At 68.9% G+C, this 26652-nt stretch carries 28 protein-coding genes; 10 read left to right on the top strand and 18 right to left on the bottom strand.

Annotation, left to right across the window (positions count from 1 at the left end; genetic code table 11):
• Position 1: 1 nt before the first annotated feature.
• From D514_RS20325 to D514_RS20310, 4 genes are read right to left on the bottom strand one after another with little or no spacing between them, the layout of a single operon-like run.
• Positions 2-757, bottom strand: a complete 756-nt coding sequence (locus tag D514_RS20325) for an ABC transporter ATP-binding protein (RefSeq protein WP_017828100.1) — start codon at positions 755-757, stop codon at positions 2-4.
• Positions 754-1782 (bottom strand): iron chelate uptake ABC transporter family permease subunit, encoded by a 1029-nt coding sequence (locus D514_RS20320; protein ID WP_017828099.1) that lies wholly within the window; start codon positions 1780-1782, stop codon positions 754-756. The genes D514_RS20325 and D514_RS20320 overlap by 4 nt, the downstream gene beginning before the upstream one ends.
• A gap of 7 nt (positions 1783-1789) precedes the next feature.
• A complete protein-coding gene (locus tag D514_RS20315) occupies positions 1790-2776 on the bottom strand; it encodes an ABC transporter permease (protein WP_017828098.1) in 987 nt (328 codons plus the stop codon).
• A gap of 48 nt (positions 2777-2824) precedes the next feature.
• On the bottom strand, positions 2825-3820 hold the full coding sequence (locus D514_RS20310) for a siderophore ABC transporter substrate-binding protein (protein WP_017828097.1): 996 nt from the start codon (positions 3818-3820) through the stop codon (positions 2825-2827).
• Between the two features lie 100 nt (positions 3821-3920).
• Between D514_RS20310 and D514_RS20305 the strand changes: the two genes are divergently transcribed.
• Positions 3921-4688: a siderophore-interacting protein gene (locus tag D514_RS20305; protein ID WP_017828096.1), complete on the top strand. Its 768-nt coding sequence runs from the start codon at positions 3921-3923 to the stop codon at positions 4686-4688.
• Positions 4689-4757: 69 nt separating this feature from the next.
• Here the strand turns inward: D514_RS20305 and D514_RS20300 are convergent, their stop codons facing one another.
• Positions 4758-5297, bottom strand: coding sequence for an MOSC domain-containing protein (locus tag D514_RS20300; RefSeq protein ID WP_017828095.1), 540 nt, complete (start codon positions 5295-5297; stop codon positions 4758-4760).
• Between the two features lie 96 nt (positions 5298-5393).
• Between D514_RS20300 and D514_RS20295 the strand changes: the two genes are divergently transcribed.
• From D514_RS20295 to D514_RS20285, 3 genes are all read left to right on the top strand, one after another.
• Positions 5394-5798, top strand: a complete 405-nt coding sequence (locus D514_RS20295; RefSeq protein WP_017828094.1) for a VOC family protein — start codon at positions 5394-5396, stop codon at positions 5796-5798.
• A gap of 131 nt (positions 5799-5929) precedes the next feature.
• Positions 5930-6229, top strand: a complete 300-nt coding sequence (locus D514_RS20290) for a hypothetical protein (RefSeq protein ID WP_236610889.1) — start codon at positions 5930-5932, stop codon at positions 6227-6229.
• On the top strand, positions 6229-7056 hold the full coding sequence (locus D514_RS20285) for an acyl-CoA thioester hydrolase/BAAT C-terminal domain-containing protein (protein WP_081603821.1): 828 nt from the start codon (positions 6229-6231) through the stop codon (positions 7054-7056). The genes D514_RS20290 and D514_RS20285 overlap by 1 nt, the downstream gene beginning before the upstream one ends.
• 3 nt (positions 7057-7059) lie before the next feature.
• Here the strand turns inward: D514_RS20285 and D514_RS20280 are convergent, their stop codons facing one another.
• On the bottom strand, positions 7060-8520 hold the full coding sequence (locus tag D514_RS20280; protein ID WP_017828091.1) for an MFS transporter: 1461 nt from the start codon (positions 8518-8520) through the stop codon (positions 7060-7062).
• A gap of 55 nt (positions 8521-8575) precedes the next feature.
• The gene (locus D514_RS20275; protein WP_031205328.1) at positions 8576-9925 is read right to left on the bottom strand and encodes a M20/M25/M40 family metallo-hydrolase; all 1350 of its coding nucleotides are present in this window, start codon (positions 9923-9925) and stop codon (positions 8576-8578) included.
• Positions 9926-10032: 107 nt separating this feature from the next.
• On the opposite strand from D514_RS20275, the gene D514_RS20270 reads away from it, so the two are divergent.
• Together D514_RS20270 and D514_RS20265 are read left to right on the top strand one after the other, a co-directional pair.
• On the top strand, positions 10033-10773 hold the full coding sequence (locus tag D514_RS20270) for an SDR family oxidoreductase (protein ID WP_017828089.1): 741 nt from the start codon (positions 10033-10035) through the stop codon (positions 10771-10773).
• A 95-nt stretch (positions 10774-10868) separates the two neighbouring features.
• Positions 10869-11135: a thioredoxin family protein gene (locus D514_RS20265; RefSeq protein WP_017828088.1), complete on the top strand. Its 267-nt coding sequence runs from the start codon at positions 10869-10871 to the stop codon at positions 11133-11135.
• 32 nt (positions 11136-11167) lie between these two features.
• On the opposite strand, the gene D514_RS20260 is transcribed toward D514_RS20265, so the two are convergent.
• From D514_RS20260 to D514_RS20210, 11 genes are all read right to left on the bottom strand, one after another.
• Complete coding sequence (locus tag D514_RS20260) at positions 11168-12682, bottom strand: CdaR family transcriptional regulator (protein ID WP_017828087.1); 1515 nt, start codon at positions 12680-12682, stop codon at positions 11168-11170.
• Positions 12679-13707 carry a DUF917 family protein gene (locus D514_RS20255; protein WP_017828086.1) on the bottom strand — a complete coding sequence of 343 codons (1029 nt, stop codon included), beginning with the start codon at positions 13705-13707 and terminating at the stop codon, positions 12679-12681. The genes D514_RS20260 and D514_RS20255 overlap by 4 nt, the downstream gene beginning before the upstream one ends.
• Positions 13708-13716: 9 nt before the next feature.
• Positions 13717-14835: a DUF917 domain-containing protein gene (locus tag D514_RS20250; protein WP_017828085.1), complete on the bottom strand. Its 1119-nt coding sequence runs from the start codon at positions 14833-14835 to the stop codon at positions 13717-13719.
• Positions 14832-15932 (bottom strand): DUF917 domain-containing protein, encoded by a 1101-nt coding sequence (locus tag D514_RS20245; RefSeq protein ID WP_017828084.1) that lies wholly within the window; start codon positions 15930-15932, stop codon positions 14832-14834. Before D514_RS20245 ends, D514_RS20250 begins: the two co-directional genes overlap by 4 nt.
• Before the next feature lies 1 nt (position 15933).
• Positions 15934-17481, bottom strand: coding sequence for a hydantoinase/oxoprolinase N-terminal domain-containing protein (locus tag D514_RS20240; RefSeq protein ID WP_017828083.1), 1548 nt, complete (start codon positions 17479-17481; stop codon positions 15934-15936).
• 40 nt (positions 17482-17521) lie between these two features.
• A complete protein-coding gene (locus tag D514_RS20235; protein WP_017828082.1) occupies positions 17522-18859 on the bottom strand; it encodes a cytosine permease in 1338 nt (445 codons plus the stop codon).
• A 256-nt stretch (positions 18860-19115) separates the two neighbouring features.
• Positions 19116-20519: a threonine synthase gene (thrC, locus tag D514_RS20230; RefSeq protein WP_017828081.1), complete on the bottom strand. Its 1404-nt coding sequence runs from the start codon at positions 20517-20519 to the stop codon at positions 19116-19118.
• 88 nt (positions 20520-20607) lie between these two features.
• Positions 20608-21114: a methylated-DNA--[protein]-cysteine S-methyltransferase gene (locus D514_RS20225; protein ID WP_017828080.1), complete on the bottom strand. Its 507-nt coding sequence runs from the start codon at positions 21112-21114 to the stop codon at positions 20608-20610.
• Positions 21115-21155: 41 nt separating this feature from the next.
• Positions 21156-21920, bottom strand: a complete 765-nt coding sequence (locus D514_RS20220) for an rRNA adenine dimethyltransferase family protein (protein ID WP_017828079.1) — start codon at positions 21918-21920, stop codon at positions 21156-21158.
• 223 nt (positions 21921-22143) lie between these two features.
• Positions 22144-22746 (bottom strand): response regulator transcription factor, encoded by a 603-nt coding sequence (locus D514_RS20215; RefSeq protein ID WP_017828078.1) that lies wholly within the window; start codon positions 22744-22746, stop codon positions 22144-22146.
• A complete protein-coding gene (locus tag D514_RS20210; protein WP_017828077.1) occupies positions 22743-23942 on the bottom strand; it encodes a sensor histidine kinase in 1200 nt (399 codons plus the stop codon). Before D514_RS20210 ends, D514_RS20215 begins: the two co-directional genes overlap by 4 nt.
• Before the next feature lie 155 nt (positions 23943-24097).
• Between D514_RS20210 and D514_RS20205 the strand changes: the two genes are divergently transcribed.
• From D514_RS20205 to D514_RS20190, 4 genes are all read left to right on the top strand, one after another.
• Entirely contained in the window at positions 24098-24646 is a 549-nt protein-coding gene (locus D514_RS20205; RefSeq protein ID WP_017828076.1) for a hypothetical protein, read from the top strand.
• A 63-nt stretch (positions 24647-24709) separates the two neighbouring features.
• Entirely contained in the window at positions 24710-25045 is a 336-nt protein-coding gene (locus D514_RS20200) for a helix-turn-helix transcriptional regulator (protein ID WP_017828075.1), read from the top strand.
• Positions 25045-25704: a cation diffusion facilitator family transporter gene (locus D514_RS20195; RefSeq protein WP_017828074.1), complete on the top strand. Its 660-nt coding sequence runs from the start codon at positions 25045-25047 to the stop codon at positions 25702-25704. The genes D514_RS20200 and D514_RS20195 overlap by 1 nt, the downstream gene beginning before the upstream one ends.
• 34 nt (positions 25705-25738) lie before the next feature.
• Entirely contained in the window at positions 25739-26644 is a 906-nt protein-coding gene (locus tag D514_RS20190) for an SDR family NAD(P)-dependent oxidoreductase (protein ID WP_017828073.1), read from the top strand.
• The last annotated feature ends 8 nt before the right edge of the window (positions 26645-26652 follow it).

Raw genomic sequence — 26652 nt, 5'->3', positions numbered from 1 at the left:
CTCAGTAGTAGACGGCAAGCGGCCCGGACGGACCGTCGACGACGCGCACAGGAGTGTCGAACACGCGGGTGAGCACCTCATCCGTCATGATCGCGGCGGGGGACCCGAACTCCACCACCGCACCGTCCTTCATCGCGCAGATGTGGTCGGCGTAGTGCCCGGCGAAGTTGATGTCGTGCAGGACGATGACGATCGTGCGCCCCAGCTCCTCCGCCGCCCGCCGAAGATGCTTCATCATCTGCACGGCGTGCCGCATGTCGAGGTTGTTCAGCGGCTCGTCCAGCAGGACGAACTCGGTGTCCTGCGCCAGGACCATCGCGACGTACGCGCGCTGGCGCTGACCGCCGGAGAGCTCGTCCAGATAGCGGCCCTCCAAGGCGCCGAGGTCGAGGAAATCGATGGCCCGACTGATGATCTCCTCGTCACCGCGATTCAGCCGCCCCTTCGAGTGCGGGAAGCGCCCGAAGCCGACGAGCTGGCGCACGGTGAGCCTCGTGACGAAGTGGTTCTCCTGACGCAGGATGGACACGACCTTCGCCAGGTCCTTCGACTTGGTGGAGGCCACATCGAGTCCCGCGATCTCGATCGCACCGGCGTCCATTCCGCTGAGACGCCCGATCATCGTGAGCAGGGTCGACTTGCCCGCCCCGTTCGGACCGATGAGGGCGGTGATGCCGCCGGCGGGTATCTCGAGGTCGACGGGGCCGATCGCGACCTCGCTGCTGTAGTCCCGGCGAACGCCGTCGAGAGCGATCACAGTCTGCCCTTTCTGAGGATGACGATGAGGAAGACGGTGCCGCCGACGAGCTCGATGAGGATCGACACCATCCCCTGCGCGTAGAAGACGTTCTTCATCACGAAGTAGGCCCCGGCCAGGATCGTGAAGGCCGTGAGCACCGCGACGGGGAAGATCAGCCGATGGTCGTGCGTGTCGGCGAACTGGTAGGCGAGCGTGGCCACCAGGAAGCCGAGGAACGTCATCGGGCCCACCAGAGCCGTCGACGTCGCCATCAGCACGGCGACGAGGAACAGCACGATGAACAGCTCACGGCGATGATCGACGCCGAGGGAGCGCGCGGCATCGGGCCCGAGCGCCATCAGGTTGAGCCGACGCGAGCGGAGCCACAGCAGCGCAGACGCCGCGACGACCAGTGGGATCGCCAACGGCAGGTACGAGGGGTCGGCGTTGGAGACATTGCCGAACAGGCGCGCGGCCAGCACGTCGAACTCGCTGGGGGTGAGCAGGCGCTGCATGAAGGTGGAGATCGCCCCGAGGCCTCCCCCGATCACGATGCCCACCAGGAGCATGATCTGCAGATTGCCGTAGCGACCGGACAGCAGCCAACCGTAGAGGGCGACGGCGAGAGCGACCATGATCGCGACCTGGATCGCGAACTGCCCGATGCCCTGGATCGCCACGATCCCTGCCACGCCGAACAGGTACACGGTCGAGGTCTGCACCACGCGGTACAGCGATTCGAAGCCCATGATCGACGGGGTGATGATGCGGTTGTTGGTGACGGTCTGGAAGCTCACCGTGGCGGTGGCCTGCGCGACCGCGACGAGCGCCATGACCGTGACGTCGGTCGCCCGGTGCTGGGCGATCCGCCAGAACCCGGCGGAGCCGACCGGCATCGGATTCGCCCACGCCAGCAGGCCGAAGCCCGAGACGACGGCGAGGACGAGAAGGGTCCCGAGCACGACGAAGTAGCGACGGCGCGCACGCGGGGTCGTGAACGAGCCCGCCGACCGCAACGGCCCGGTGGTCGCCACCTCGCTCATCACACCGCTAGCCACGTCGACGCTGCCTGAGCAGGAGGAGCACGAACACCACGGCACCGACCACCCCGAGGATCAGTGACACCGGCACCTCGAACGGCATGATGATGGTGCGTCCGATGATGTCGCACACCGTGACGATCGCGATGCCGAGCAGGCACACCCACGGCAGGTTGCTGCGCAGGTCGTCGCCGCGCACCATCGAGACGATGTTCGGCACGATGAGACCGAGGAAGGGAAGATTGCCGACGACCACGGTGACCACACCGGTGGTGACCGCGATCAGCACCGTTCCGAGCAGGATGATCCTGTTGTAGTTCACGCCGACGTTGGTGGCGACCTCTTCGCCGAGGCCGGCGATGGTGAGTCGATCGGCCACGATGAACACGATCACGCCGACCACCGCCACGATCCAGAGCATCTCGTACTGGCCGCGCATCACCGAGGTGAAGCTGCCGGCGAACCAGACGCCGACGATCTGCAGCGAGTTCGTCGCCAGCGCGAGGTACGTCGACAGCGCGCCGACGACCGCGCCGAGCATGATCCCGACGATCGGCACGATGAGGGAGGACTTGAGGGCGACCCGGCGCAGGAACGCGAAGAACACCATCGTGCCGACGAAGGCCGCGAGCACCGCACCGGCCATCCGCAGCGAGAGCGACGGCTGCGGCACGAGGATCATGACCAACAGGAGTCCGAGCCCCGCCCACTCGGTCGTTCCGGTCGTCGTCGGCTCCACGAAGCGGTTCTGGGTGAGCAGCTGCATCACCAGACCCGCCATGGCCATCGAGGCGCCGGCCAGGACGAGGGCGATCGTGCGGGGGACGCGCGTGATCTGGAACATCTGCGCGCCGTCTTCCGCGCCGGTGACGTCGTACACCCCGGTGAAGAGCGAGATCACGAGGAGCACGGCGACGACGAGCACGCCGATGAGCAGTTTCACGTCGAAGAGCCGCCCGGCGTTGCGGGGCGGCGAAGCGATGTCGGTGGAGACCATGATGACGATGCGGCGGCATCCGGGTCACCCGGATGCCGCCGCAGTACCTCAGTTCTTCGCGCTCTTCTCGAGGGCGTCTGCGAGGTCGTTGAGGAATGCCGTGTACGTCTGGATGCCCTCGTTCAGGTAGGTGTCGGTGGGCATGTAGACGAGCTGCTTCTCCTTGACGGCGGTGACGCCGGCAAGCGCCTCCGAGCTCTCGAGGATCTCGGCAGCCTGCACGTAGTCGGGGGTCTCGGCGGCGAACACGGCGTCGCGGTCGAGCACGAGGATCCAGTCGGGGTTCGAGGTGGCGATCGCCTCGACCGAGATCTCGTCGCCCTGGTGGTCGTCGGTCGCGTCGTCGACCTCAAGTGCGGGGGTCAGCCCGAGGATGTCGTAGATCGGTCCGAGCGAGCGTCCGACGGTCGGGGCGAGGTAGCCGATCTCGCCTCCGGAGGTGTTCACGGCCATGACGGTGTCGGCGTCGTCGTAGGCGGCCTTGGCGCGCTCGACGGCAGCATCGAAGTCGTCGACGAGCTTGTCGGCCTCGTCCTGCTTGCCGAAGATCTCACCGAGCACGGTGACCTGACGCTTGAGCTCCTCGTCGAAGGGCTTGCCCTCGCGCGGCTCGAGGTCGATGATCGTGGCGTCGGGCACGAGGTCCGCGATCGCCGTGTTGTGCTGCGTGAACCGCTGGCCGCTGATGATCAGGTCGGGCTCGACGGCGACGACCGCTTCGAGGTCGGGCTCGCTGTGGAGTCCGATGTCGACGATCGCGTCGTCCTTCACGTACGACACGGTCTCCGGCATGAGCGCGACGGCGGCGGCGGAGAGTTCGACGCCCCAGTCGGAGAGCGTCTGGAATGTGCGGTTGTCGAGAGCCACCACAGACGCGGGAGGCGTCGGGATCTCGTGCGTGCCGGTGTTGTCCTCGATCGTGACGGATGCTGCCGCGGGTTCGGTCTTCTCCGGTTCCGCCGAGCCGCCGGAAGCGCACCCGGCGAGGGCGAGGAGGCCGACGAGAGCGACGCTCGTGGCGGTGAGGGTTCTGGGCACGGACATGGAGAGACTCCTGTTCTGCGGGATCGGTGCGCACACGATGGGCGCCGGGGTGACGAGCAGGGATCACCTTCGCCCGTCACATTTAGGTTAGCCTTACTTTATGAGCGATACGAAATCCGGTTTCTCGATCGAGCGTCGCGGCCTGGAGCTGCGCTTCCGTAACGTCACGCTGAGTGCCCGCGAATGGCTGGCACCGGACTTCGTGCGCGTGCGGCTGACCGGTTCCGACCTCGCGGGCTTCGACTCCCCCGGCTCCGACGACCACATGCGCCTGTTCTTCCCCGCAGGCCCGACCGGGTCCGTCGAAGAGCTGCGAGCATCCCCGAGTCGCGAGTACACCCCTCTCGCATGGGGCGAGGACTGGCTCGATGTCGAGTTCGCCGTGCACGGCGACCAGGGCGTCGCGGCACCCTGGGCTGCGACGGCACCGCTCGGATCCACGATCGGCGTCGGCGGTCCGCGCGGATCGGCCGTCCTGGCCGGCGACCCCGGCTCCTGGCTGCTGGTCGGCGACGAGACCGCCATCCCTGCCATCCGCCGCTTCGCCGCGCTTATCCCGGTAGGCACCCCGGCACGCATCGTGGTGGAGACCGTGAACCAGGGGCGCGAGATCGACATTGAGGCACCGGTCGACGTCGAGTGGCTGCACCGCGGGGAGGCTCCCTCCGGTTCCGCACTCATCGCCCTCATCGAGACGCTGACCGCCGAAGACGCGGTCGGACCCGACCCCTTCGTCTTCATCGCCGCCGAGCAGTCGATCGTCAAGCCCGGCCGGGCGCTGCTCGAGCGCTGGGGTGTCGACACCGCGAACGCCGTCGTGAAGGGCTACTGGAAGCGCGGCGAAGCCGAGTACCACGCGCCGCACTAGGGCGTGTTCGTCAATCGGTTCGTGCGGCGCGCCGGCAGGGTGGAGGCGTGCCGCACCTCTGGGCCGCGATCAGACCCGCGTGAGGGGGAAGTGCGGCGTCGGCGGGAGCTCGACCTCGATCGTGCCTCCGGCGACCACGGGTCCACCGCGGGAGACGATGCCCATGACCCCGGCGAGTCGGACGACCCGGCCCTCGTCATCGGTCCTGACCAGTTGCTTGAGCAAGCCCGATTGAAAGCCGTTGATCTGCTGGCAGGGGTTGCGCAGGCCCGTGATCGTCACCACCGCATCGCCGAAGCGCAGTCGAGCGCCGACGGGAAGCGCCAGCACGTCGACTCCCCGAGTCGTGATGTTCTCGCCGAGCTGACCGGGTGCGACATCGTGTCCGCTCGTGCGCAGTTCGTCGAACAGCTCTTCAGGGATCAGATGAACCTGTCGCAGATTCGGCTGCGAGGGGTCTGCAGCTACCCGTGAACGGTGCTGCACCGTCGCGCCGCAGTGCGCGTCGCCTTCGACGCCGAGTCCCTCGAGGAGGGTGATCGACTCACGAGTCGGCTTGCTGAAGGTGTGCGAGGCGTGCGAATGAACAGCGACAACCCGAGGAGTCATGCCTTCATCGTTCCACGAGATATCGGCGGTCCTGACCGGCCTGCCCGCCGCGGCACGCACTAGTGCGACGTCGGCGGCACCTGGAAGACTCGGCGTATGGCTCTTCTGGATCACCTGGGTATCACCGTCGGCGACCTCGAGCGCGGCCGGGCGCAGTTCCACCCCGTCCTCACCGCTCTCGGATATGAGAGCGGGGGTGCGGACGACCACTCCATCTCGTGGCACAACGGCGACGAGACCGAGATCATCCTCTACACCTGGGATGACGACTCCACCCCGCACCGTCATGGTCGTATCGGCTGGCAGCACATCGCCTTCGCGGTGCCGACGCGCGAGCAGGTCGAGCACCTTCATGCCGTCGCGCTCGAGGCCGGGTGGACAGCGATCCGCGAGCCCAAGGAGTACCCGCGCTACTCGGAGCGCTACTACGCCTCGTTCGTCGAAGACGTCGACGGCATCCGAGTCGAGTTCATGCATAACCCGCCCCGCGAGAAGGCGTGACGCCGGGGCGACCTATCCTCCACAAGCGCGCAGAAAAGCACGGTGTGCGCATCTTTCAGACGACCGATATCTTCGCCTCCCACGCTCTGGCAGGCTTGCCGAATCGATGCGACGATGAGGGAGTGGGATTCATGAACGACGCACAGATCTGGACCATGATCGGGTCGTTCACCGTGCTGATGTTCAGCACGCTCACCGTGGTGTCGACCTTGTTCGTCCGGATCCTCCGCAGCGAGATCGGCGGCCTTCGCACGGAGATGAACGGCCAGATCGACGGGCTGCGCACCGAGATGAACGCCCGCTTCGATTCCGTGAACACCCGCTTCGATTCCGTGAACACCCGCTTCGATTCCGTGAACACCCGCATCGATGGTCTCGACCGCGACGTGCAGGCGCTGGTCAAACGCACGTTCGGCCTCGACCGCGAGTGATGACGACGCCTCGACACGGCATCGGGGTGGACCCGGCCGACCGCCACGATGCCTTTCCGGAAGTTCCTTGCGGCACAGCCGTGCTGCTCCTCACCGGATCCAGCGGGCGTGTGGAGGCCGGACGGGCGCAGATGCTGGCACGGCACGGCGCCCGCGTGAGGGCCATCCGCTGGTTCGGCGGCAGCGGCCAGCGCCCTGCCCCGCACGAGGTGCCGATCGAGACCTTCATCGATCAGGTGGAGCTGCTGCGTCGTGACTCCGACCGCGTGGCGATCTTCGGGACATCGTTCGGAGCGGAGGCGGCGCTCGTGACCGCGTCCCTGCACCCGATCGATGCGACGGTCGCCGTCGCCCCGTCCTCCGTGGTCTGGGCGGGCAACTCAGAGGGGGCCTGGTCGTCGCACTGGACCCATCGGGGTACCCCGATGCCGTTCGTTCCGTTCGCCCCGTCGTGGGTGCCGTCGACCGACCCGCCCGAGTATCGCGCCCTGTACGAGTCGAGCGTCGATAGCGATCCTTCAGCCGCCGCAGCCGCCGCGATCCGGTCGGAGGACATCGACGGCGTCGTCGTGCTCATCGCCGGCGGCGACGACCGGGTCTGGCCCAGCACCCGATTCGCCCGCGAGCTCGTCGAGCGCCGCACGGCGAGGGGTCTGGAGACGACGATGATCACTCACCCGGGCGCGGGGCACCGGCTGCTGCTCCCCGGCGAATCGGTCGTGACCGGAGGAGTCACGATGGCGCGGGGAGGCTCTCCCGCCGCAGACGCGGAACTCGGTGCACTCGCATGGCCGCAGATCGTGCACGCCCTCGACCTGCGGGCCTGAGGATCAGAGCGCCGGAGCGGCCTCTGCCTCCGCCGTCCGATCGGTGAACGCGGTCTTCGGGACGAAGACGAGGATCACGGCGGCGACGAGCGCAGTCACTCCGCAGACGATCCACACCGTGAAGTAGCCGGCGAGCGAACCGGCGGTCCCCTCGGTCGCCCCCGCGGTGCTCGCGACTCCGTGCAACAGCGCGATGCCGAACACGCACGAGGCGATCGCACCGCCCACGGTCTTGACCGAGTTGGTCAGCCCCGTCGCCACCCCCGTCTGCGTTGCCGGAGCCGCGGATGCCGCAGCAGCAGGGAGCGCTGCGACCAGCGCGCCGGATCCCAGTCCCACGACGACCATGTTCGTGATCACCTGTGCGTAGGTGTCGTGGAACGGCAGGAACAACAGGAACCCGATGCCCACCAGCACCGAGGCACCCATCAGGGTCAGACGAGGCGTCGCCCACCGCGCGACCGTCGAGAACAGGAGAGCGCCCGTGATCATGGCGATCAGGTAGACGCCGATGATCAGCGAGGTCGCGAACCCGCTCGTGCCCAGACCGTATCCGTAGACCGTCGGATCGGTGCGGGCGAACGTCGACAGCGGAGCCTGCGCGCCCAGCACACTGACCCCGAAGAGGCCTGCTGTGAGGAAGACCGGGCCGAGCGCAGGCGAGCGGAACATGCGCACGTCGATGAGCGGGTCGGCGCAGCGCAGCTCCCACAGCACGAACGGGATCACGAGCAGGACACCGAGGATCACGACTGCCCAGGACCAGGGATTGGTCAGGCCGCCATCGAGGCGGAGCAGGCTGAGACCGCCGGTGAAGCACAGGAGGGCGAGGGAGATGAGCACGAGACCGATCGTGTCGAAGATGCCGCCCGTGGGATCGGGAGACTCCTTGACCCCGAACAGGATCACGAAGAAGCACACCACGATCAGCACGGCCGGGATCAACAGCACGATGGTAAGGGGCAGCACATCGATGAGCGCTCCGCCGACGAGCGCACCGATGATCGCACCGCCTTCGAGCGCGGCGACGAGAAGGCCCGCCGCCTTGGCAGTGATCGAGGAGCGCCCCTCCATCCGGCGCGACCTCGACCAGATCAGGGCGATCTCGAGAGGGAGCCAGACGACGTAGAAGCCCATCAGCGCCCACGCCGCGAGGAAGACCGGGAACGAATCGGTGAAGGGCAGGACCAGGGCCGCGGCCGCGGTGACCGCGGTCGAGATCAGCAGCATCCGCTTGTGCCCGACCATGTCACCGAGCTTTGCGAAAGCCGGCACGACGAGCGCCGACAGCATGAGCTGCGCACCCTCGAGCCAGTTCACGTCGGCATCGTGGATGCCCAGATGACGGGCGATGTCGGTGAGCATCGGGGTGTAGTACCCCTGCAGCACGCCACTGGTGAACTCGACGAAGGCGAGGAAGCCGACCACGACGGCGAGAGTGCCCAAGGTGCGGGTGCGCGTCATCGCGTCTCCTGCTTCTGCATCGGGTCCCCCGGCACGATCCGAGAGAAGGGTGAGATCACCTTAGCCGTTCGAGCAGCGCCCGATGGAATCGCTCTCCGCGCTCGAGAGAGGCGATCTCCACGCTCTCGTCGACGCCATGGATCGACGCGCGTTGCGCGTTCGACATGTCCAGCGGCGCGAAGCGGTAGACGGCTGGCGAGAAGCGATGGAAATGCCGCGAATCGGTGGCCGCCATCATCACGTACGGCACGGCGGGGACGCCGGGGAACGCCGCGTCGAGGGCCTCGGCCAGCAGGGCGAACGGGGCGTTGTCGGTCGGCGACTCCGGCGAGGGCTCGCTCGCCTCGATGACCTCGACCTCGACCAGCGGATCGCGGATGCGCCTGCGCACCCGGAAGACGGTCTGCTGCGTCGTCTCTCCGAGCGCGATGCGCAGATTGACGGTGGCAGAGGCTTGCGACGGTAACACGTTCGCCGCCGTGCCACCGGACTGCATGGTCGGGGCGACGGTGGTGCGAACAAGGGCGGCCGGCTCGCCACCGAGCGCGGCGAAGACCTGCGCCGTCAGCAGCGGCGCCGAGCCGAGCAGCCGTAGCAGGTGACGGGCCGGGCCCGGAGTCTGCGCGGCCAGCTGCGACAGCATCCGCAGGATGGCCTTCGAGGCGCGAGGGTGGAAGGTGGTGGGTCCGAGCCGGTCCACCGCCCTGGCGATGCGCCGGACCGCGGTGAGCGGTGGCGGCGCTGAAGCGTGTCCGCCGTCACCCCGCGCGGTCAGCCGGAGCGTCATCACGCCCTTCTCGCCGACACCGATCATCGCTGCGCGACCGGGGACGAACGGCAGGGGCGCGTCGACGACGGCACCCCCCTCGTCGAGCACGAGCCAGGGGACGATGCCACGCTCGCGCAGCACGCGCGCGATCTCCTCGGCCGCGCGCCCATAGGTCTCCTCGTTGCCGCCGAAGGAGAGGTACACGTCCCGAGGAGGCACGAACCCGTCGGCGAGCAGATTCTCGACCGCCTCGAGCACCACGATCAGCGGGCCCTTGTCGTCGAGGGCCCCTCGCCCATAGACCGAGCCGTCGGCGATCACTCCCGCAAAGGGCGGGTGCGTCCACGCGTCGCTCCCGTCCACCGGGACGACGTCGTAGTGCGCCATCAGCACCACCGGGCGGTCGGAGGCCGCACCGGTCCCCTGCCAGTGGAACAGCAGCCCGAAGTCGGTGTGCCGTTCGAGCGCCAGCTTCTCGTGCGTCAGCGGGTAGAGCTCCGCGATGAGCGCGACGAACTCCTCGAACGGAGCCGAGCCGCGCTCGTCGAGCTCGGCCGAGACCGTCGGGATCCGGATCATCTGCGAAAGCCGCTCGGCGATACCCGGGCGCACGGTCGGTGTGGTCACACTCGCCATCGTACTCAGCGGCGAGGTCACGGTCACGGCGCGAGCCGGCCTCTCACGTAGCGGTCGCGTCGACGTCGAAACAGGAGAAGGATGTACCGAGACGAAGGAGAACACTCATGCGGATCGCTATCGCGGGGGGAACGGGGACCGTGGGTCGGCACACCGTCGAGGCGGTGCGGGCCGCAGGGCACGACGCCGTCGTCCTGAGCCGGTCGCGGGGAGTCGACCTGGTGACCGGCGAGGGCCTGGACTATGCCCTGGCCGGCACAGACGCCGTGATCGACGTCGCGAGCATCGAGACGCTCAAGGCCGGCGCAGCGATCGAGTTCTTCACCGCGGCGACAGGAAACCTGGCCGCGGCGGCCGCAGACGCGGGGGCCGGGCACCTCGTCCTGCTGTCGATCGTGGGGATCGACCGCATCCCCTACGACTACTACGCCGGCAAGATCGCTCAGGAGAAGGTCGTCGAGGCGTCGCGCGTTCCGTGGACGATCCTGCGAGCGACGCAGTTCCACGAGTTCGCGGCGCAGATGTTCACGCGGGCGAAGATGGGCCCGCTCCACCTCGCCCCGAAAGCGAGGACGCAGCCCGTGGCCGCCCGCGAAGTGGGTGCACGCCTCGCGGCCCTCGCTGCAGCGCAGCCGCAGGGCCGTGTGCGGGACCTCGCCGGACCTCGCGAGGAGGAGCTGGCGGACATGATCCGCGCGTACGCCCGCCGCGAGGGGTATCGCGGGTGGGTGCCGGCGATCAACGTGCCGGGGCCGCAGATGGCCGGCATGAGGGCAGGGCTGGCACTCCCCGGCCCCGACGCCGAGCTCGGACGTCAGAGCTTCGCGGAGTGGCTCGCTGCAGAGTAGCGATCCCCCCGCTCGGCTCTGCCCCCTGGGGAACAGGGCGAGCAGGATGATGGTTGCATCTCTGCGTGGTGCGAGCCGCGTCCGAGGAGGTGTGCATGGAACTGACCCTGGTGTCGTCGTCGTTCTGCGGCGCCTGCGCCCGCACGCGGACCGTGCTGGCCGAGGCCGCGCGGTTCCTCCCCGAAGCGACGGTCATCGAGATCGACGTGGCACGGAACCCGGATGCGGCAGAGAAGCTCGACATCGCGTTCACGCCCACCGTGATCATCCGCGATGATGCCGGTGCGGAGGTGTTCCGCGCGACCGGTGTGCCGACGGTCCCGCAGGTGCTCAGCGCCGCGGTCAAAGCCCTCCCGGCCTGACGTCCCCCCACCTCGAGTGAGGTTCGTCCGGCTCAGCGAGGCTGTACCGCGCGACACGCAAGATGCAAGGCGAGCCGCGCCTCCGGATCGGTCATGTCGATCCCGAGAAGCTCCTGAACGCGCCGGATCCGCACCATCACGGTGTTGCGGTGCAGACCCAACGCGGTCGCGGTCGCGGCGATGCCCGACTCATGGTCGAGATACGCGGAGAGCGTGATGAGCAGCTCGCCTCCTCCTTCCCGCAGCGGCGTGAGCAAGGACTCCGCAGCGGGGACGAACGTGTCGTTCCCCGTCCACGCGAGCAGGAGCTGTTCCAGCCCGAGGCTGTCGACGCGAACGAACCATCCCGTCGCGGAGCGTGAGGCCGCGATGCGCGCGGCATCCCCCGCTTCGTCCAGGGTCGTGGCGAGGCCTTCCGATCCGCCGTGGAGGGAACCGACGCCGGTCGCGACCGCGAAGTCGCGCAGCGCGCCCAGGTGGAGTTCACGCAGGGCGGCGACAGCCCTCTCCACACGGTCCGGGTCCGGCGACTCGGGAAAGGTCAGCCACCCGCTCAGTCCTCGACCGGCCGTCGTCGCGTGCGCTTCACCGTCGATCGCGCTGAGTCCCGCGCTGACCGTGCGCAGCAGAGAGAAGGAATCGAGCCGTCCCCTCGCGACCATCCGGAAGCCGAGGTGATGACCCGCGGTGCGCCAGCCGCGTTCGATCATGCGCCGTTCGACATCGGCGTCAGCCGTGCCATGCAGATCGACGAAGTCGCGCAGGAGTCCGGAAGACACCGCGACGTCGTTCACCGCCGCCACCTCGTCGATCAGGATGCGCGCTGCGACTGCAGGCATCGCGACTTCGGCCGCGACCGAGAGCGATTGCACCTGTGCCTCGCCGAGGCCCCGGCCGAAGAGCACGAGCCGCAGACCGCTGCGCCCCGGGCTGTCCACACGAACCGATGCGGCCGCGGCGTCGCCGATGCTCGTCCGGTCGAGCCACGAGTCGAACCCGATCGCGGCATGAAGCCGCTCGTCGAGATGGGCGCCCGCTTCCTGCAGCACCCCCGACGAATCGATCAGTGCGGCGCCGACGCCGAGGTTCGCCGCGATGTGACCGAGCAGGTCGGCCAGGTCATCGGCGGCGTACTCGAACGACTGGGCGACCTTGCGCACCTGGCTCAGCGTGAGCGCGTCACGAGCCTCGATCAGCATCCAGCAGGCCTTCGCGAGTTGAATGGGCCGCTCGACATCGAGCAGGCAGAGGCCGATCCGGTCCGCCAGGCGGAACGCCCCCGCATCGAAGGAGTCGGCACCGGCGAGAGCCAGTCCTGTGTATCCACGGTCACGCAATCGGCGCAGCAACGCGTCCTGCTGCCAGGTCGAGGTCGGAGGCCCCGCCGTGAGGATCGCGAGCCGGTCGGCGCCGCTCTCGGCGACCTCGGCCTCACCCGATCCCACCGCCACCGCTTCCCACGCCGCATCCGCCGGCCCGGCCACCCGTCGAAGGCCGCCGTTCTCGGCGTGGGCAAGCAGCGCCCCCAGCTGCAGCCACTCGTTCACGCGGCATCCAGATCGTCGAGCCCGTAGGCGGACGGCAGTACTTTCGCACGTCGCTCAGGCCGGTCGTTCCACCACTGCGGCGCGGGGACGGCGAGGACCGCGACGTTGCGAGCGAGGCGTAGTTCGGTGACCTCGAGGATCTCCCGAGAGACCGCATCGATGACCACGATGATCGTCGGGGCGGATGCCACCAGCCGTCCGTCTGTGAGCACGGCGAGTGTCTCCGAGCGTGTCACGATCCGGTGCACGGCACCCGCGAGCCCGCTGATCTCGACCGCGTTCACGTGCGGGTCCTGCGTCGACGACGAGATCGAGACGATGCGGCCCTCAGCGAGCAGCTGCGCCCCCAGCGCATCGGCGAGCAGGGGAAGAGGCGCGATCATGGCGCCGAGATACGCCCTGCCGAGCTCGAGGGCATGGGCGAGATGGCCGCCGATCGCGTGTTCTCTCAGATCGCCGACCGTGAACCCGCCGAGCACGGCGCAGCCGACCCCACCCGCCTGGATGATCGCCGAGCGTACGACGCGCTCGGCGTCGATGGCACGACGCGCCTCGACGAGCGCAACACCATCGGCACCTGTGTCACACGCGAACACGAGCCCCGGAACCCGGTCGACGAAGAGCGACATCTGGTCGAGTCCGGGCACCGCGCGTCCCGTGCAGTCCGCGTCGACGACCACGTGAGATCCGGCCAGGCTCAGCGGTGCGAGGCCGTTCATCCCGCCGCCCTCGAGCGAGCACACGGCGGAGACCGGATGTCCGATCCATCGTTCCACCGCGCTGAGGAGCCTGGCGAAGGGGTGCACCCCCGGAAGCCGCTCGCCCAGCAGCATCGTGGAGCCGACGAACGCGACACCGAGACAGGGTGTGGCCGGATCCAGGGCCGAGATCGGCGAGACCTCGATCGGCCACTCCCCGTCTCCGGCGAGCATCAGCTCGAGCATGGTGGTCGAGCCGCCGCCACCTGACCCGAGCAGCGCGTAGCCGCGGGCGAGCGCGGTGAGGTCGTCGCGCTGCAGCTTCATGCCTCCAGCCTAGGGAGATTCGTCCTCACCCACGGCCAGCGTCTCGATCGGGACGAACTCCGCCGCGAGACCGAAGGCAGAGGGGCCGAAGGCGGCGAGCGCGGCGGGCGTGCGCATCATCTCGGGGGTGGAGATGCCGAGCACCCGCACGCGCTGTCCGTAACGGAGCCCCTCTGTCGTGATCGGCTCGGCCGTCTCGTGGTCGACGACGCAGATCAGGTCCGGAACGATCGCCACGAGGGTGTCTCCCCGGCGAGCAGTCAGGTTCTCGTTCTGGAAGGAGATCTCGAACGTATCGCCGTCGTCGGCCCCGAGCGGTGCGATCACAGCGCGCCCCTTCGCGAACCCCTCGGTCGTACGCCGCTCGACATCGATGACTTTGCCGACGCAGAGCTCGCGCAGGTGCGGGTAGAGCGTGGTGGACAGCGTCGAGGCGATCGCCTCGAACGGCGAGCGGTGCTCCTCGCGGGCGACACGGATGGCGCGGCCGAGCGCGAGTGCCATCGAGATCGTGCGGGGCACGGCCGTGCGCCGCACGTCGGCTCCGGTCATCGCGTACTCGGCGATGTGTCCGACGCCCCCGAGGCGGATGGTGACAGCCCGGGCAAGCCACTCCATCTGGCGGTCGTCGTCGCCGGTGTCGATCACGACCTTCTCGCCCCGTTCTCCGGCGAGTGCGAGAGGCGAGCCATGAACGCCGTACACGGCGAAGGTCTCCATCGACAGTTCGGGGAAGGCGCGCCCCATGCCGTCGGCATCCACCACCGGCAGCCCGGTCTCAGCCGCGACGATGAGCGGGATCATCGAGTTGATCCCGCCGCACTCGATCGGCATCGTCGCATCCGCCGTCCGCCCGAGATGCTCCTCGAGTGTGCGCAGAGCCAGGGTGGGCTCCGTGCCGGCGGGGATCTTCTCGACCATCACGGTGGGCGCGCCCATCTGCGCCGTCGGGATCACGAACAGGTCGTCGGGGAGCTCGTCCGGGTCGAGGATCGTGATGCTCCCCTTCCCCAGCACACGCTCGACCAGCATCTTGCCGATGTAGGGATCGCCTCCGCCGCCCGTGCCGAGCAGCGTCGCACCGCGAGCGAGGTCGGGGAGGTCGGCGGCCGTGAGCTGCCAGCTCATACCGCGGCTCCCGTCCGGATGGTCCCCGCGGAGACGCTGCCGTCGAAGCGATGCGCCGCCATGTCGTATCCGAAGTAGCCGGGGCCGACCATCGCCAGCGCCGCCTCCGAGTGCCAGCGCTCGTCGGCCGGGGCTGCGATCACCCGCACCCGCTGCCCGTAGCGCAGGGCCTCGGTCGTGATCGGCTCGCCGGACTCGCCGTCGAGCACCATGATCAGGTCGGGAGTGGTCGCGAGGACCTCCCCGTCGGCCTCCGCCACCAGATGCTCGTTCTGGAACTGCAGAGTCAGCGTCGCACCGTCGTCGCCGTCGATACGCGCACGTCCGCGAGCGAAGCCGGTCGTGGTGGCACGGTGCACGTCGACGACCTTTCCGTCGAACAGCTCGCGCCCGCCGAGGAGGTCGACCACCCCCGCGACCGGGTCCGTCTTCGCATCCCGGGCCGCAGCGATGCGCTGGCCGATCTCGATACAGCGGGAGAGCGACCCCGAGACCATCGACTCGCGCGCCGCGGCGCCCGACATCGAGAATCCGGAGATCATGACCGAACAGCCCATCTCGACGCAGGCGACGCGGGCGATGCGCTCGGTCCATGAGTTGTCGACCGTCTGCAGCACTCCGGTGTTCCCCTTCTCGTCGCTGAACGCGAGGGGCGATGCGGTCACGCCGTACAGGGTCGGGAGCACCATCTGCAGCTCGGGGAACGCGCGCCCCATGCCGTCGGCATCGATCAGGGGCAGCCCCAGCGCTGCGGCGGCGGCGATCGGTATGGTCGAATTCACACCGCCCACCTCTGCGCACGCGATGTGGGTGACGGGGCGCCCGAGGTGGATGCCGAGGGCCTTGACCGGTTCGACCACCTCCGCGAGGCTCGGCAGCTTCTCGACCATGACGGTCGGTGCACCCATCATCGCGACGAACAGCACGAGTGCATCATCGGGCACCTCATCGAGGCCGACGACCGTGACGTCGCCGGAGACGAGTGCCCGACGGGCCAGGAGCGCACCGATGTAGGGGTCTCCTCCCCCACCGGTGCCGAGGACGGCTGCGCCGCGCGCGAGCCCGTCGATGTGGGCGGGAGTGATGGTCCAGCTCATGTCACGCTCCCATGTCGAGGTCGCCGACGGCCTTCACGCGGATGCGCGTCGCGTTGCCGGGAAGGTAGGGGATCGGCACCTCGTCGAAGTCGATGATCGACACGGTCGAGGGCTTGGCGCCCGCCGCGATCGCCTTGTCGACGGCTTCTGCCCGCACTTCGGCGATCGTCTCCTCGCGACGGCCGGGTTCGATCGCGTAGACCTTGTCGATCTCTCCGCCGACCTGCGCGATCGATGCACCGATGGCATTCGCGACCGCATAGTTCTCAGGGCGGTGCACGGTCCCGAACAACGGCAGCTCGTCCGGGAGCAGGATGGAGCCGCCGCCGACCGCGACCACTGCGATGGGTTCGGGCGAGGTCCGCATGCGGTCGACGGCTTCGGATACGCGCTCAGCGATGCGGGCGAGCACACGCTCCACGAACACCGGGTCGAGGTGTGCGACCTTGCTCGCATCTCCCACCTGTGCGCGTCCTGCCGCAACCGCGATGTCGGTGGCGGTCAGGGTCGATCCGCCGAAGACCAGAGCCTCCGTGTTCAGCTTGTAGCCGACGGATGCCGGCCCGACCTCGGCCGTCTCCTCATCGACGATGCTGCCGCCGCCGATGCCGAGCGAGAGCACATCAGGCATCCGGAAGTTCGTGCGGATGCCCGCGACCTTCACCTCGTTCGCCGTCTCACGCGGGAAGCCGTTGATCAGCAGGCCGATGTCGGCCGTGGTGCCGCCAACGTCGATCACGGCGCAATCGTCGAGGCCGCTCGTGGCGGCGGCCCCGCGCATCGAGTTCGTCGGCCCCGAGGCGAAGGTCGCAACCGGATAACGGCGTACGTACTCCTCGTCCATGAGCGTGCCGTCGTTCTGGCTGAGGAAGATCGGCGCCTCGATGCCCTGGGCGCGCACGGCCGAGGTGAGCCCGTCGACGATCTCGGACGCGAGTTCGCGCAGCGCGGCGTTGATGATCGTCGCGTTCTCGCGCTCGAGGAGCCCGATGCGTCCGATCTCGTGGGACAGCGAGATGGCGACATCCGCCCCCAGCACCTCGGCGACGATCTCCGCCGCCCGCACCTCGAGGTCGTGGTTGACCGGGCTGAAGACCGAGGAGATGGCGACCGAGCGGATGCCATGCACCTTCATGTCCTCGGCGTGCGCCCGGATCTCCTCGGGGTCGAGGGGAGAGATCGGTCGGCCGTCGAACTCATAGCCGCCATGCGCGAGGTAGCTGCGGGCCTGCGTGGCCTCGACGAGCACCTCAGGCCAGTCGATCAGCGGAGGCAGAGCCCGCGTTGCGGGCAGGCCGAGCCGCAGGGCGGCGACGGGTGCGAGTCGGCTCGCCTGCACGAGCGCGTTGATGAAGTGCGTCGTGCCGATCATGACGGCATCGATGTCTGCGCCTTCGAAGGAGTGACCGGTGCGCAGATCCTCGATCGCCTGGATGATGCCGCTGGTGACGTCGGGGGTGGTCGAGTGCTTCACCCCCGCCAGAGTGCGGGTGCCGTCCATGAGGACTGCGTCGGTGTTGGTGCCGCCGACGTCGATACCGATGTGCATGATTCTCGCTTTCCTGGGAGGGATGTGTATCGCGGGCGGCTCAGGCCGTCGCTGCTTCTTCGACCGGGGTCGCCTGCCGCGTTGTCGCCACTCCGACGCCGCGGACCCAACCGAGCTTTCCTGCCACGATGTACAGCACCATCGACAGGAAGAGGCTGAGCAGCGAAGGGATGCCCCAGGTGACGAAGTAGCCGACCAGCGCGGAGACCAGCCAGACGACGATCGTCGCGGGGACGATGCGCGGCGCGGTCGCCGGGAGAGTGCCGACCTCGCGGGTGGCGTCCAGATCAGGACGCCAGCGGCGTACCACGTAGTACTCGGCGACCATGATGCCGGCGATCGGCGGGAACGCGACGCTCAGCACGATCAGGAACTCGGTGAACTGTCCGAGGATGCCGACCGCGGCGAGGACGGATCCGACGACGCCCAGCACGATCGTCGTGGTGACGCGGTGCAGGTTCTTGCCGAATGCGGTGGAGATGAAGTTCACCAGGCCCAAGGTCGAGGAGTACAGATTCCAGTCGTTGATCTTCAGCGTGCCCGTGAGCACGATGAACAAGCCGATGAAGCCGACCGACGACGTGACGATCGCGACGATGTCTCCGGTAGCGGCAGCGTGGGCCAACAGTACGCCGGCGAGTCCGATCACGAATTCGCCGAGCGAGACACCGAGCACGGTCTGCTTGACGACGTCGGCGCGCGAGCGGTTGAAGCGGGTCATGTCACCCGTGATGATCGCACCGACGATGAGGCCGCCGGCGACGATGCCGGTTCCAGCCCACACGCTCATGGTCGGACCGGGCGCGGGCCCCGTGAGCAGCTCACCGATGTCGTGCCGGCTCAGCTCGGTGATGACCGACCAACCGACCAGGATCAGGAACAGCGGCACGGTGATGTTCGCGAGCCACTGCATCCCGACGAATCCGAAGGCCACGATCGCCGTGACCGCGAGGCCGAAGATGAGACTCCAGGCCCACACGGGCAGCGCACCGGGCATGAGGGCGTCCAGCGACTGCGCGGAGATCGCCGACTGGATTCCGAACCAGCCGATCAGGCTGATGCCGATCGCGAGCCCGACCAGCGAGGCTCCGATCTCGCCGAAGCCGGTCCAGCGGGCCAGAAGGGCGGTGTTGAGCCCCTCCCGCTGCCCGATGAAGCCGACCACGCACATGATCACCTCGAGGATGAGCGAACCGAAGAGGAAGGCGAGGACGGCCTCGCCGAAAGTCATGCTGTAGCCGAGGGTCGCGCCGAGGAGGAACTGCGAGAGGGCCGAGACCTGCCCGAATCGCTGCACGGCGATTCCGAACCAGGGCTTTCGGGCCTCGGGAGTCACTCGCGAGAGCGCGAAGTCGTCTGCGTGCGCCGTACGTGCCATGAGGATCCTTCGGGAGGAGGGAACGGGTTGTGCGCCACAGTAGCGACGCTTCCCGCGCAGCCGACATGTGCATATCGCACGAGAATCCCCCGTAGATGTGCAGATCGCACACCCTTCACCCTCTCCCTCCTCCGCTGGCCGCCTACATCGAATCCCACGGTCGACGTTGAGACCCACGTTCTACGACGAGACCCACTCGCGCCGACGCCGGCGGGAGTGGGTCTCGATTCGAAGCGTGGGTCTGGCGACCGCAGAATCAGTGCAGCGCGTTCGTCTGGATGAAGGCGCGGAGCGCGTGCTCGTCGTCGGCCATCTCGGTCACGTGCTGCGGGGCATCGAGCATCTCCTGCAGCTCCGGCGCATAGCCGAGCTCGACGCCGATGGCCTCGTGGATGGTCTCGGCGAACTTCTCCGGCTTGGCGGTCTCGAGCACCAGCATCGGTACGCCCGGCTCGACGTACTCGCGCGCGACCTTGACGCCGTCGGCCGTGTGCGGGTCGATGACCTCACCGGTCGTCTCGTACACCGAGCGGATGGTCGCCAGTCGGTCCTCGTGGGTCGACGTGCCGCTGACGATGCCGAACTCCTCGAGGAAGCGCTCCTGCTCGGCAGAGAAGTCGAAATACCCCTGCGCTTCGAGATCGTCCCACGCGCCGACGACGCGGGCAGGATCGCGCTCGACCAGCTCGAAGATGAAGCGCTCGAGGTTCGATGCCTTGGAGATGTCCATCGACGGGCTGGAGGTCGCGAGCGTCTGGGCGGCGCTGCGCGGGCGGTAGACGCCGGTGCGGAAGAACTCGTCCAGCACGTTGTTCTCGTTCGCGGCGAGCACGAGGCGACGGATCGGCAGCCCCATCTGCTTGGCGAAGAATCCGGAGAGGATGTTGCCGAAGTTCCCGGAGGGCACGGTGAACGACAGCTCGGTCCAGCCGCCGGCGTCGGTTGCGCGCAGCCAGGCCCAGAAGTAGTAGACGGTCTGCGCCGTGATGCGCGCCAGGTTGATGGAGTTCACCGCGCCGAGGTGCTGCGCCCGCTTGAAGTCGAGATCTCCCGCGAGCTTCTTGACCAGGTTCTGGCAGTCGTCGAAGACCCCCTCGACCGCGATGTTGTGCACGTTCGCGTCGTCGAGCGAGAACATCTGCGCCCGCTGGAATGCGCTCATGCGCCCCTGCGGCGACAGCATGAACACGGCGACGCGCTCCTTGCCGCGCAGGGCGTGCTCGGCCGCCGAGCCGGTGTCTCCCGAGGTGGCGCCGAGGATGTTGAGCACGGAGTCGTTGCGCTCCAGCGTGTATTCGAGCACCTGGCCGAGGAACTGCATGGCCATGTCCTTGAACGCCAGGGTGGGGCCTTCGGACAGACCGACCAGAGTCAGGTCGTCATCGATCGCCCGCAGCGGCACCACGCCGTCGGGGAAGTCGGCGTAGGCCGCATCGGTCATCCGCGCCAGGTCCGCGCGCGGGATGTCGGTCGCGAACAGGCCGAGCACCTCGGTGGCGAGCTGCGGGTAGGTCAGCGCACGCCAGCGCTCGAGCGTCTCGCCGTCGACGGTCGGCATGACCTCGGGCACAGCCAGGCCGCCGTCGGGCGCAAGGCCCTCCAGCAGCGTCTCGCTGAACGACTGCGGCTGCATGCCGCCGCGGGTGGAGATGAACTGCACGTTGGCTCCTCGGCTCGGGACTCGGCCCGTCCATTCTCGCAGGGTGTTCGCTTCCGAGATGACGCGATGACGGATGCCCGGCGTCGGCTCAGAACAGAGAAGTCGGCAGAGCCCCCTCATGCTCCAGCAGCCAGCGCTTGGTCTCGAGGCCCCGCCCCTCGTCACCGCCGGAGTAGCCGCCGAGTCCATCGCCCGCGACGACCCGATGGCAGGGCACGATCAGAGGAACGGGATTCGCGCCCATGATCGATCCGATGCCCCTGGCCGGCACCGCCGCGCCGCTGCGCGCCGCGAGCCCGCCGTAGGTGATCGTCTCCCCCTGCCCGACGGTCTCGTGGAGGGCCGTGAGCACCGCCCTCGTCGCCGCGGTCTGTACGCCGAGGTCGATGGGAACGTCGAAGCGACGCAGCGTGCCGTCGAAGTAGGCGGTGAGCTGAGCCAGCGCTTCGACGAGCAGGGGATCGGCGGCGGTGTCCGGCGGGACGACTCCGCCCTCGGGCGGGGTCGAGCGCCACATGACGCGGGTGATCGCCGCACCGTCGCTCACCACGCCGATGACACCGACGGGAGTCGAGAGCGTTCCGAAGGCCGACATGCGTCGAGGCTACCTCCGACTCCCGACCCCCGGCAGCCGTGTCACCCTCGAGCGACCTGATGCCAGAGCGCTGCCCAGTCCTGCGGACGCAGATCGCGCGGAAGGCGACGCTCCCCTGCGCCCGAGGCCGCCACCGCACGTCGCGCCCGCGGCATCGGGAGGCGGGCGGCTGTCGCCACGATCGCGGGGAGACCACCTCCGCGCCCCGTGAACATGGCCCGCACGAACGCGTCGTACGCCCGTCGGTCGGCGTCCGGCACGAGGGGTGAACCACGACGGGTGATCGCGAGCAGACCGCCGTCCACGCTCGGCTGCGGCGAGAACCCCCACGCCGGCACCCGGCCCTCGAGGGAGAACTCGAACCACGGCGCCGACTGCGCCGTCATCATCGTGCCGCCGCCGACGCCGGACCGCTTGCGCGCCACCTCCCACTGCGTCAGGAGCACTGCGTCGTTCCAGTGCCCGCTCGACAGCAGCCGCCGCAGGATCGGCGTCGTCAGGTGGAAGGGGATGTTGCCGACGACGACCTCGGCATCGAACGGGTGCCGCGTGGCATCGGCGACCTCGACCCGCACTCCGGGCAGCGCCTTGCGCAGTCGGTGCACGCGGTGCTCGTCGACGTCGATCGCGGTGAGCGGCCTGCCCAGTTCCGCGAGTGCGCGGGTCAGCGCGCCGTCACCGCATCCCAGTTCCAGGATCGAGCCGGAGGTGCAACCGACGAGGGTGGAGAGGCGGGCGAGGGTCGGACGGTGGGTGAGGAAATTCTGGCCGAGTTCGTGACGGCCGCCATGGATTGAACGAGGCATGAGTGCGCTCCAGAAGAAGAATCGGAGCACCCCGAAGGAGGGAGGACGCGGAGAGCGTCAGTGAGGACTGCCCGTCCCGAGGTGCGATGACATCTCGGTGGACGGCGCGCAGATGCGTGCGAAGAGCGAGCGCGCCGTCAGGCGCGGCGGTCGCGTACGACGAATGTGCGCCCCATCACGGGCGCAGCGCATATTGTTCCCATGTCCGTCAGCCTACCGGCCGTCAGATCCAGCCGCGTTCCTCGGCGATGAGCACGGCCTGCTGACGCGTGCCGACCGAGAGCTTCCCGAGGATGACGGAGATGTGGTTGCGGACGGTCCCGGGAGCGAGCGAGAGTGCCCGCGCGATCTGCCCGGTCGTCTCTCCACGACGGCCCGCCCGCAGCACGTCGAGCTCGCGATCCGTCAACGGCGAGCGCTCATCGCTCAGAGCGTCCGCAGCGATCTCCGGGTCGACATAGCGGGCTCCGGCCGCGACACGGCGGATGACCGCTGCGACCTCGTCTGCCCCGCGGGACTTCGGCAGGAACCCTGCCACGCCGGAGGCCAGGGCACGGCGCAGCACCCCCGGACGCGCATGACGGGTGACGACCACGCAACGCGTCGCGATCGCCCTGTTCACCTTCTCGGCCACCTGCACGCCGTCGAGGCCCGGCATCTCCAGGTCGAGCAGACACACGTCGGGCCGCAGCCGCAGCGCCTCGGCGACCGCCTGCTCGCCGTCGGCGCACTCTGCGACGACGTCGATGTCGGGCTCCAGCCGCAGCAGGGCCGCGAGGGCCGAGCGGATCATCCCTTCGTCATCGGCGAGCAGCACCCGGATCATCGCGCCTCCGCCGAAGTCGAGGGCACGGTCACGGCCACGACGAACTCATCGGCATCGCGCCGCACGTCGAGGGAACCATGCGCCTCCTCGATCCTCCGCCGCACGCCCTCGAGACCCGAGCCGTCATGTTCGATGTCGGCACCGACCGCCACATCGTTCGCGATCTCGTAGCGCCACGCATCGGCGGTCCGGGTCAGCACGAGGCGCGCATGCACCCCGCCGCCGTGCCGCAGGACGTTCGTGGTCGTCTCCCGGATGACGGGTCCGAGAGCCGACGCCGGCGCCGCATCGGCATCCGCATCGATCGCGGCATCCACCTGCAGTCCGGCCGCGGTCAGCAGATCACGGGCGTTGGCCAGCTCGTCTCCGAGCGGGACAGAGCGGAACCGCATCGCGAGGTCTCTGGTGCCCTGGCGCGCCTCGTCGACGCTGATCCGCGCCGCGTGCAGCTGCTGCATCCCCGCCTCGGGGTCGTCCGGCAGCAGACGCTCGGCGAGTTCCAGCTGCAACGCGACGACCTGGAGATGGTGCCCTTGCAGGTCGTGCACATCGGTCGCCACACGCAGGCGCTCCTGGGTCGCGGCGAGCCGGGCCTCAGAGGCCCTGGCGCGGTCGAGGGTCACCAGCACATCCCACCACCACAGCGAGCTCACACTCATTCCGGGGAGCATCGCCCCGTAGATGACCGGCATCCACCAGGGAAGCCCGACTCCCACACCACTCGTCGACGAGTCGACCAGGGCGAGCGCGATCAGGAGGAGGGTCGCCGCGGCGACGACCCGCACCCGCACACCGCGAGGCCAGCTCAGCAGGACGAAGAACTGCACCACCGGCATGGCGGCGAGTTGCCAGCTGCCGACGAGGAGACCAGCCGTCACGCCGTAGCCCACCGCGACGACGAACGGCACGGCCAGCCGCCCCCAGGCCACGCCCGGTTCCGCATCGAGGTGGTGGCGATAGTCCAGGAGCAGCATCAGCGTCGACGCGCACCAGAGCAGACCACCGAGACCGACGAACAGCAGAATGCCTCCGCGCAGATCGACCGCGGCGGCGATGCCCGTCCACGCTCCGACGAGCATGAGCTCGATGAACAGCACGGCCGTCACCGTGTACCACCAGGTCGCGGTGATGCCGCGCGCGAGCTGACGGGAGCCTGGTGCCGGCGCAGCGGCGAGGGCGGAGGGAACGCGGGTCACGCTCCCACGATAGGGCCGTGACAGTTGTCACGGTCTCGTCGTGCGATCCGCCCGGGAAGCGGTGACGGGCCGACACTGCCGCGGAAGGGCGTGCTCGGCTGGACTGGAGTCATCGCGGCGGAGACTCCGTTCGCACCGACAACCGGGAGCATCCCATGAACCTCATCGAGAACTTCCAGAACCTGGTGGCCCAGGTCCCCGAGCTCGTGCAGCCGCTCATCGTCGCCCTCGCCGGCGCGGTCCCCTTCATCGAGGGCGAGGGCGCGGTGAGCATCGGCATCCTCGGCGGCATCTCCCCGGTGATCGCCGCGATCGCCGCGATCGTGGGCAACTTCCTCTGCGTCCTGGTGGTGGTGCTGGTGAGCTCGGGAGCGCGCCAGGCCGTCGTGAACCGTTCGCGCGCCAAGACCGCAGCGCTCGCGGGTGCCGGCGGGGGCACGGTCGAGGAGCCGGTCGCGGAGGTCTCGGACACGGGCCGTGGAAGCGCCCGACGTGAGAAGTTCCAGCGGGCGTTCGAACGCTACGGCGTGCCGGGGGTCAGCCTGCTCGGACCCCTCCTGCTGCCGACGCAGTTCACCGCGACGATGCTCGCCGCGTCCGGCATCGGCAGGGCGCGCATCCTGTTCTGGCAGGCGGTGGCGATCATCGGATGGACCACCGTCGTCGCCGTCATCGTCGGAAGCGCGGTGTACGCCATCCGCTGATCCGTCACGGAAGAGCTGAATTCAAGATCTCTTGAATTCAGCCTTTTCTGTACAGTGGGGTGCGTGACCACCGCTCTCGCCTCGCTCACCCACACGGCCGCCGTCGCCCGACTCGGGCACGCGCTCTCGGATCCCACCCGCGCCGGGGTGCTGCTCGCACTGCGCGAAGCGCCCCGCTATCCCGCCGATCTCGCCGACGCCCTCGGCGTCTCACGCCAGGCCATGTCGAACCACCTCGCGTGCCTGCGCGGCTGCGGACTCGTCGAGAGCGTCCCCGACGGTCGACGCAGCAGCTATCGCCTCGCGGACCGCCATCTCGCACCGGCCCTCGACATGCTCATGCGTGTCATGCTCATCGTCGAGCCGGACTGCTGCGCGGGCGACGGCTGCACCTGCTGATGACCACGGCCACCGCAACGCGGCGCGACATCCTGCACCGCCGCATCCGTCTGATCGTCGGCGTCACCATCGGCTACAACCTGATCGAGGCGGTCATCGCGATCGGTGCGGGATCCGTCGCGTCTTCGGCAGCGCTGATCGGCTTCGGCCTCGACTCGACGATCGAGGTCCTCTCCGCGGCCGCCGTCGCCTGGCAGTTCACCCGCCGCGACCCCGCACGCTGGGAGAAGCCGACGCTGCGTGTGATCGGCGTGGCGTTCTTCGCCCTCGCGATCTACGTGACGGCGACGTCTGTGACGGCTCTCGTCACCACCGAACGCCCGGAGCACAGCACGATCGGCATCCTCCTGACCACCGTGAGCGTCGTCGTCATGCCCTTCCTGTCGTTCGCCGAGCGCCGCGCGGGTCGCGAGCTCGGCTCGGCCACGGCGGTCGCCGACTCGAAGCAGACGCTCCTCTGTGCGTATCTCTCCGCCGCGGTGCTGGTCGGCCTGGTCGCCAACTCCCTGCTCGGATGGTGGTGGGCCGACGCGGTCGCCGGGCTCGTGATCGCCGCGTTCGCGGTACGCGAGGGGATCGAGGCGTGGAAGGGCGACGCCTGCGCGACCTCGGTCGGCATGCTTCTCGAAGACGACGACCAGCACGAGAGCGACCGCTGAGGCGAGCAGCACGACCTGCGCCTAGGTTGGAGAGATGGATGCTGCTCCCCCACCACCCGGAGACCTGCTCGGCCGCACGGTGCTGGTCACCGGCGCGAACGCGGGCATCGGCTACTGGTGCGCGGAGCAGCTCGCCACTCGGGGGGCGCGCGTGTTGCTGTGGTGCCGCTCCCCCGAGCGCGCCAGGACCGCGGTCACCGCGATCCGGGGCCAGGTGCCCGGCGCCGACCTGCGCGTGCTGTCGCTCGACCTCGGCTCCCTCGACAGCGTGGCCAGGGCGGCCGCGGAGGCGGACGAGAAGCTCGACGCGGTCATCGGCAACGCCGGGGTGAAGGCTGCCGATCGATCGGAGCGCACGAGCGACGGATTCGATCTCATGGTGGGCACCAACTTCCTCGGCCACTTCGCCCTCGTCGCACAGCTCGAGCCGCTCCTCGCACCGGATGCGCGAGTGGTCGCCGTCGGCTCGATCGCCCATCGCTTCGCGCACCTCGACCCCGACACCCTCGACGACCCGTGGAGTGGCTCCTCGCTACGCCAGTACGGACGATCGAAGGCGTCCTGGATGGCCTTCGCGTTCGAGCTGGCACGACGCTGGTCCGGTTCCTCACGCTCTGCGGTGTGCGCGCACCCCGGCTACGCAGTCGATCCGCTCACCCCGCCGCGTGCGGGTCTCGCCCCGGTGTCCGGCGTCGTCCGCGCCCTGGCCGCGCCGACGCGCGTGCTCGTGCAGGGCAAGGACGGCGGCGCGCTGCCGATCGTGCATGCGGCCACGGCGGCCGATGTGGCCGGCGGGGACTACTGGGGTCCTGACGGACTGCTCGAGTTCCGCGGGGCGCCGGCACGGGTGGCAGCCTCCGACGAGGTGCGCTCCGCGGACATCGGGTCGGCTCTGTGGTCGGCGGCGGAGAGCATCACCGGGGTGCGCTTCCCGGCCTGATCCCTGTC

Origin of the sequence: Microbacterium sp. UCD-TDU (assembly GCF_000340625.1) — a bacterium.
Taxonomy (GTDB): domain Bacteria; phylum Actinomycetota; class Actinomycetes; order Actinomycetales; family Microbacteriaceae; genus Microbacterium; species Microbacterium maritypicum.
Note: the sequence above shows the minus strand (reverse complement) of the source record. Positions and strands in the feature narration are given on the sequence as shown.

Excerpts from the sequence above, each read along its gene's own strand:
- D514_RS20320 (WP_017828099.1), bottom strand. The coding sequence starts at position 1,782 with ATGAGCGAGGTGGCGACCACCGGGCCGTTGCGGTCGGCGGGCTCGTTC.
- D514_RS20315 (WP_017828098.1), bottom strand. The coding sequence starts at position 2,776 with ATGGTCTCCACCGACATCGCTTCGCCGCCCCGCAACGCCGGGCGGCTC.
- D514_RS20310 (WP_017828097.1), bottom strand. The coding sequence starts at position 3,820 with ATGTCCGTGCCCAGAACCCTCACCGCCACGAGCGTCGCTCTCGTCGGC.
- D514_RS20305 (WP_017828096.1), top strand. The coding sequence starts at position 3,921 with ATGAGCGATACGAAATCCGGTTTCTCGATCGAGCGTCGCGGCCTGGAG.
- D514_RS20300 (WP_017828095.1), bottom strand. The coding sequence starts at position 5,297 with ATGACTCCTCGGGTTGTCGCTGTTCATTCGCACGCCTCGCACACCTTC.
- D514_RS20295 (WP_017828094.1), top strand. The coding sequence starts at position 5,394 with ATGGCTCTTCTGGATCACCTGGGTATCACCGTCGGCGACCTCGAGCGC.
- D514_RS20290 (WP_236610889.1), top strand. The coding sequence starts at position 5,930 with ATGAACGACGCACAGATCTGGACCATGATCGGGTCGTTCACCGTGCTG.
- D514_RS20285 (WP_081603821.1), top strand. The coding sequence starts at position 6,229 with ATGACGACGCCTCGACACGGCATCGGGGTGGACCCGGCCGACCGCCAC.
- D514_RS20280 (WP_017828091.1), bottom strand. The coding sequence starts at position 8,520 with ATGACGCGCACCCGCACCTTGGGCACTCTCGCCGTCGTGGTCGGCTTC.
- D514_RS20275 (WP_031205328.1), bottom strand. The coding sequence starts at position 9,925 with ATGGCGAGTGTGACCACACCGACCGTGCGCCCGGGTATCGCCGAGCGG.
- D514_RS20270 (WP_017828089.1), top strand. The coding sequence starts at position 10,033 with ATGCGGATCGCTATCGCGGGGGGAACGGGGACCGTGGGTCGGCACACC.
- D514_RS20265 (WP_017828088.1), top strand. The coding sequence starts at position 10,869 with ATGGAACTGACCCTGGTGTCGTCGTCGTTCTGCGGCGCCTGCGCCCGC.
- D514_RS20255 (WP_017828086.1), bottom strand. The coding sequence starts at position 13,707 with ATGAAGCTGCAGCGCGACGACCTCACCGCGCTCGCCCGCGGCTACGCG.
- D514_RS20250 (WP_017828085.1), bottom strand. The coding sequence starts at position 14,835 with ATGAGCTGGCAGCTCACGGCCGCCGACCTCCCCGACCTCGCTCGCGGT.
- D514_RS20245 (WP_017828084.1), bottom strand. The coding sequence starts at position 15,932 with ATGAGCTGGACCATCACTCCCGCCCACATCGACGGGCTCGCGCGCGGC.
- D514_RS20240 (WP_017828083.1), bottom strand. The coding sequence starts at position 17,481 with ATGCACATCGGTATCGACGTCGGCGGCACCAACACCGACGCAGTCCTC.
- D514_RS20235 (WP_017828082.1), bottom strand. The coding sequence starts at position 18,859 with ATGGCACGTACGGCGCACGCAGACGACTTCGCGCTCTCGCGAGTGACT.
- D514_RS20225 (WP_017828080.1), bottom strand. The coding sequence starts at position 21,114 with ATGTCGGCCTTCGGAACGCTCTCGACTCCCGTCGGTGTCATCGGCGTG.
- D514_RS20220 (WP_017828079.1), bottom strand. The coding sequence starts at position 21,920 with ATGCCTCGTTCAATCCATGGCGGCCGTCACGAACTCGGCCAGAATTTC.
- D514_RS20215 (WP_017828078.1), bottom strand. The coding sequence starts at position 22,746 with ATGATCCGGGTGCTGCTCGCCGATGACGAAGGGATGATCCGCTCGGCC.
- D514_RS20205 (WP_017828076.1), top strand. The coding sequence starts at position 24,098 with ATGAACCTCATCGAGAACTTCCAGAACCTGGTGGCCCAGGTCCCCGAG.
- D514_RS20195 (WP_017828074.1), top strand. The coding sequence starts at position 25,045 with ATGACCACGGCCACCGCAACGCGGCGCGACATCCTGCACCGCCGCATC.
- D514_RS20190 (WP_017828073.1), top strand. The coding sequence starts at position 25,739 with ATGGATGCTGCTCCCCCACCACCCGGAGACCTGCTCGGCCGCACGGTG.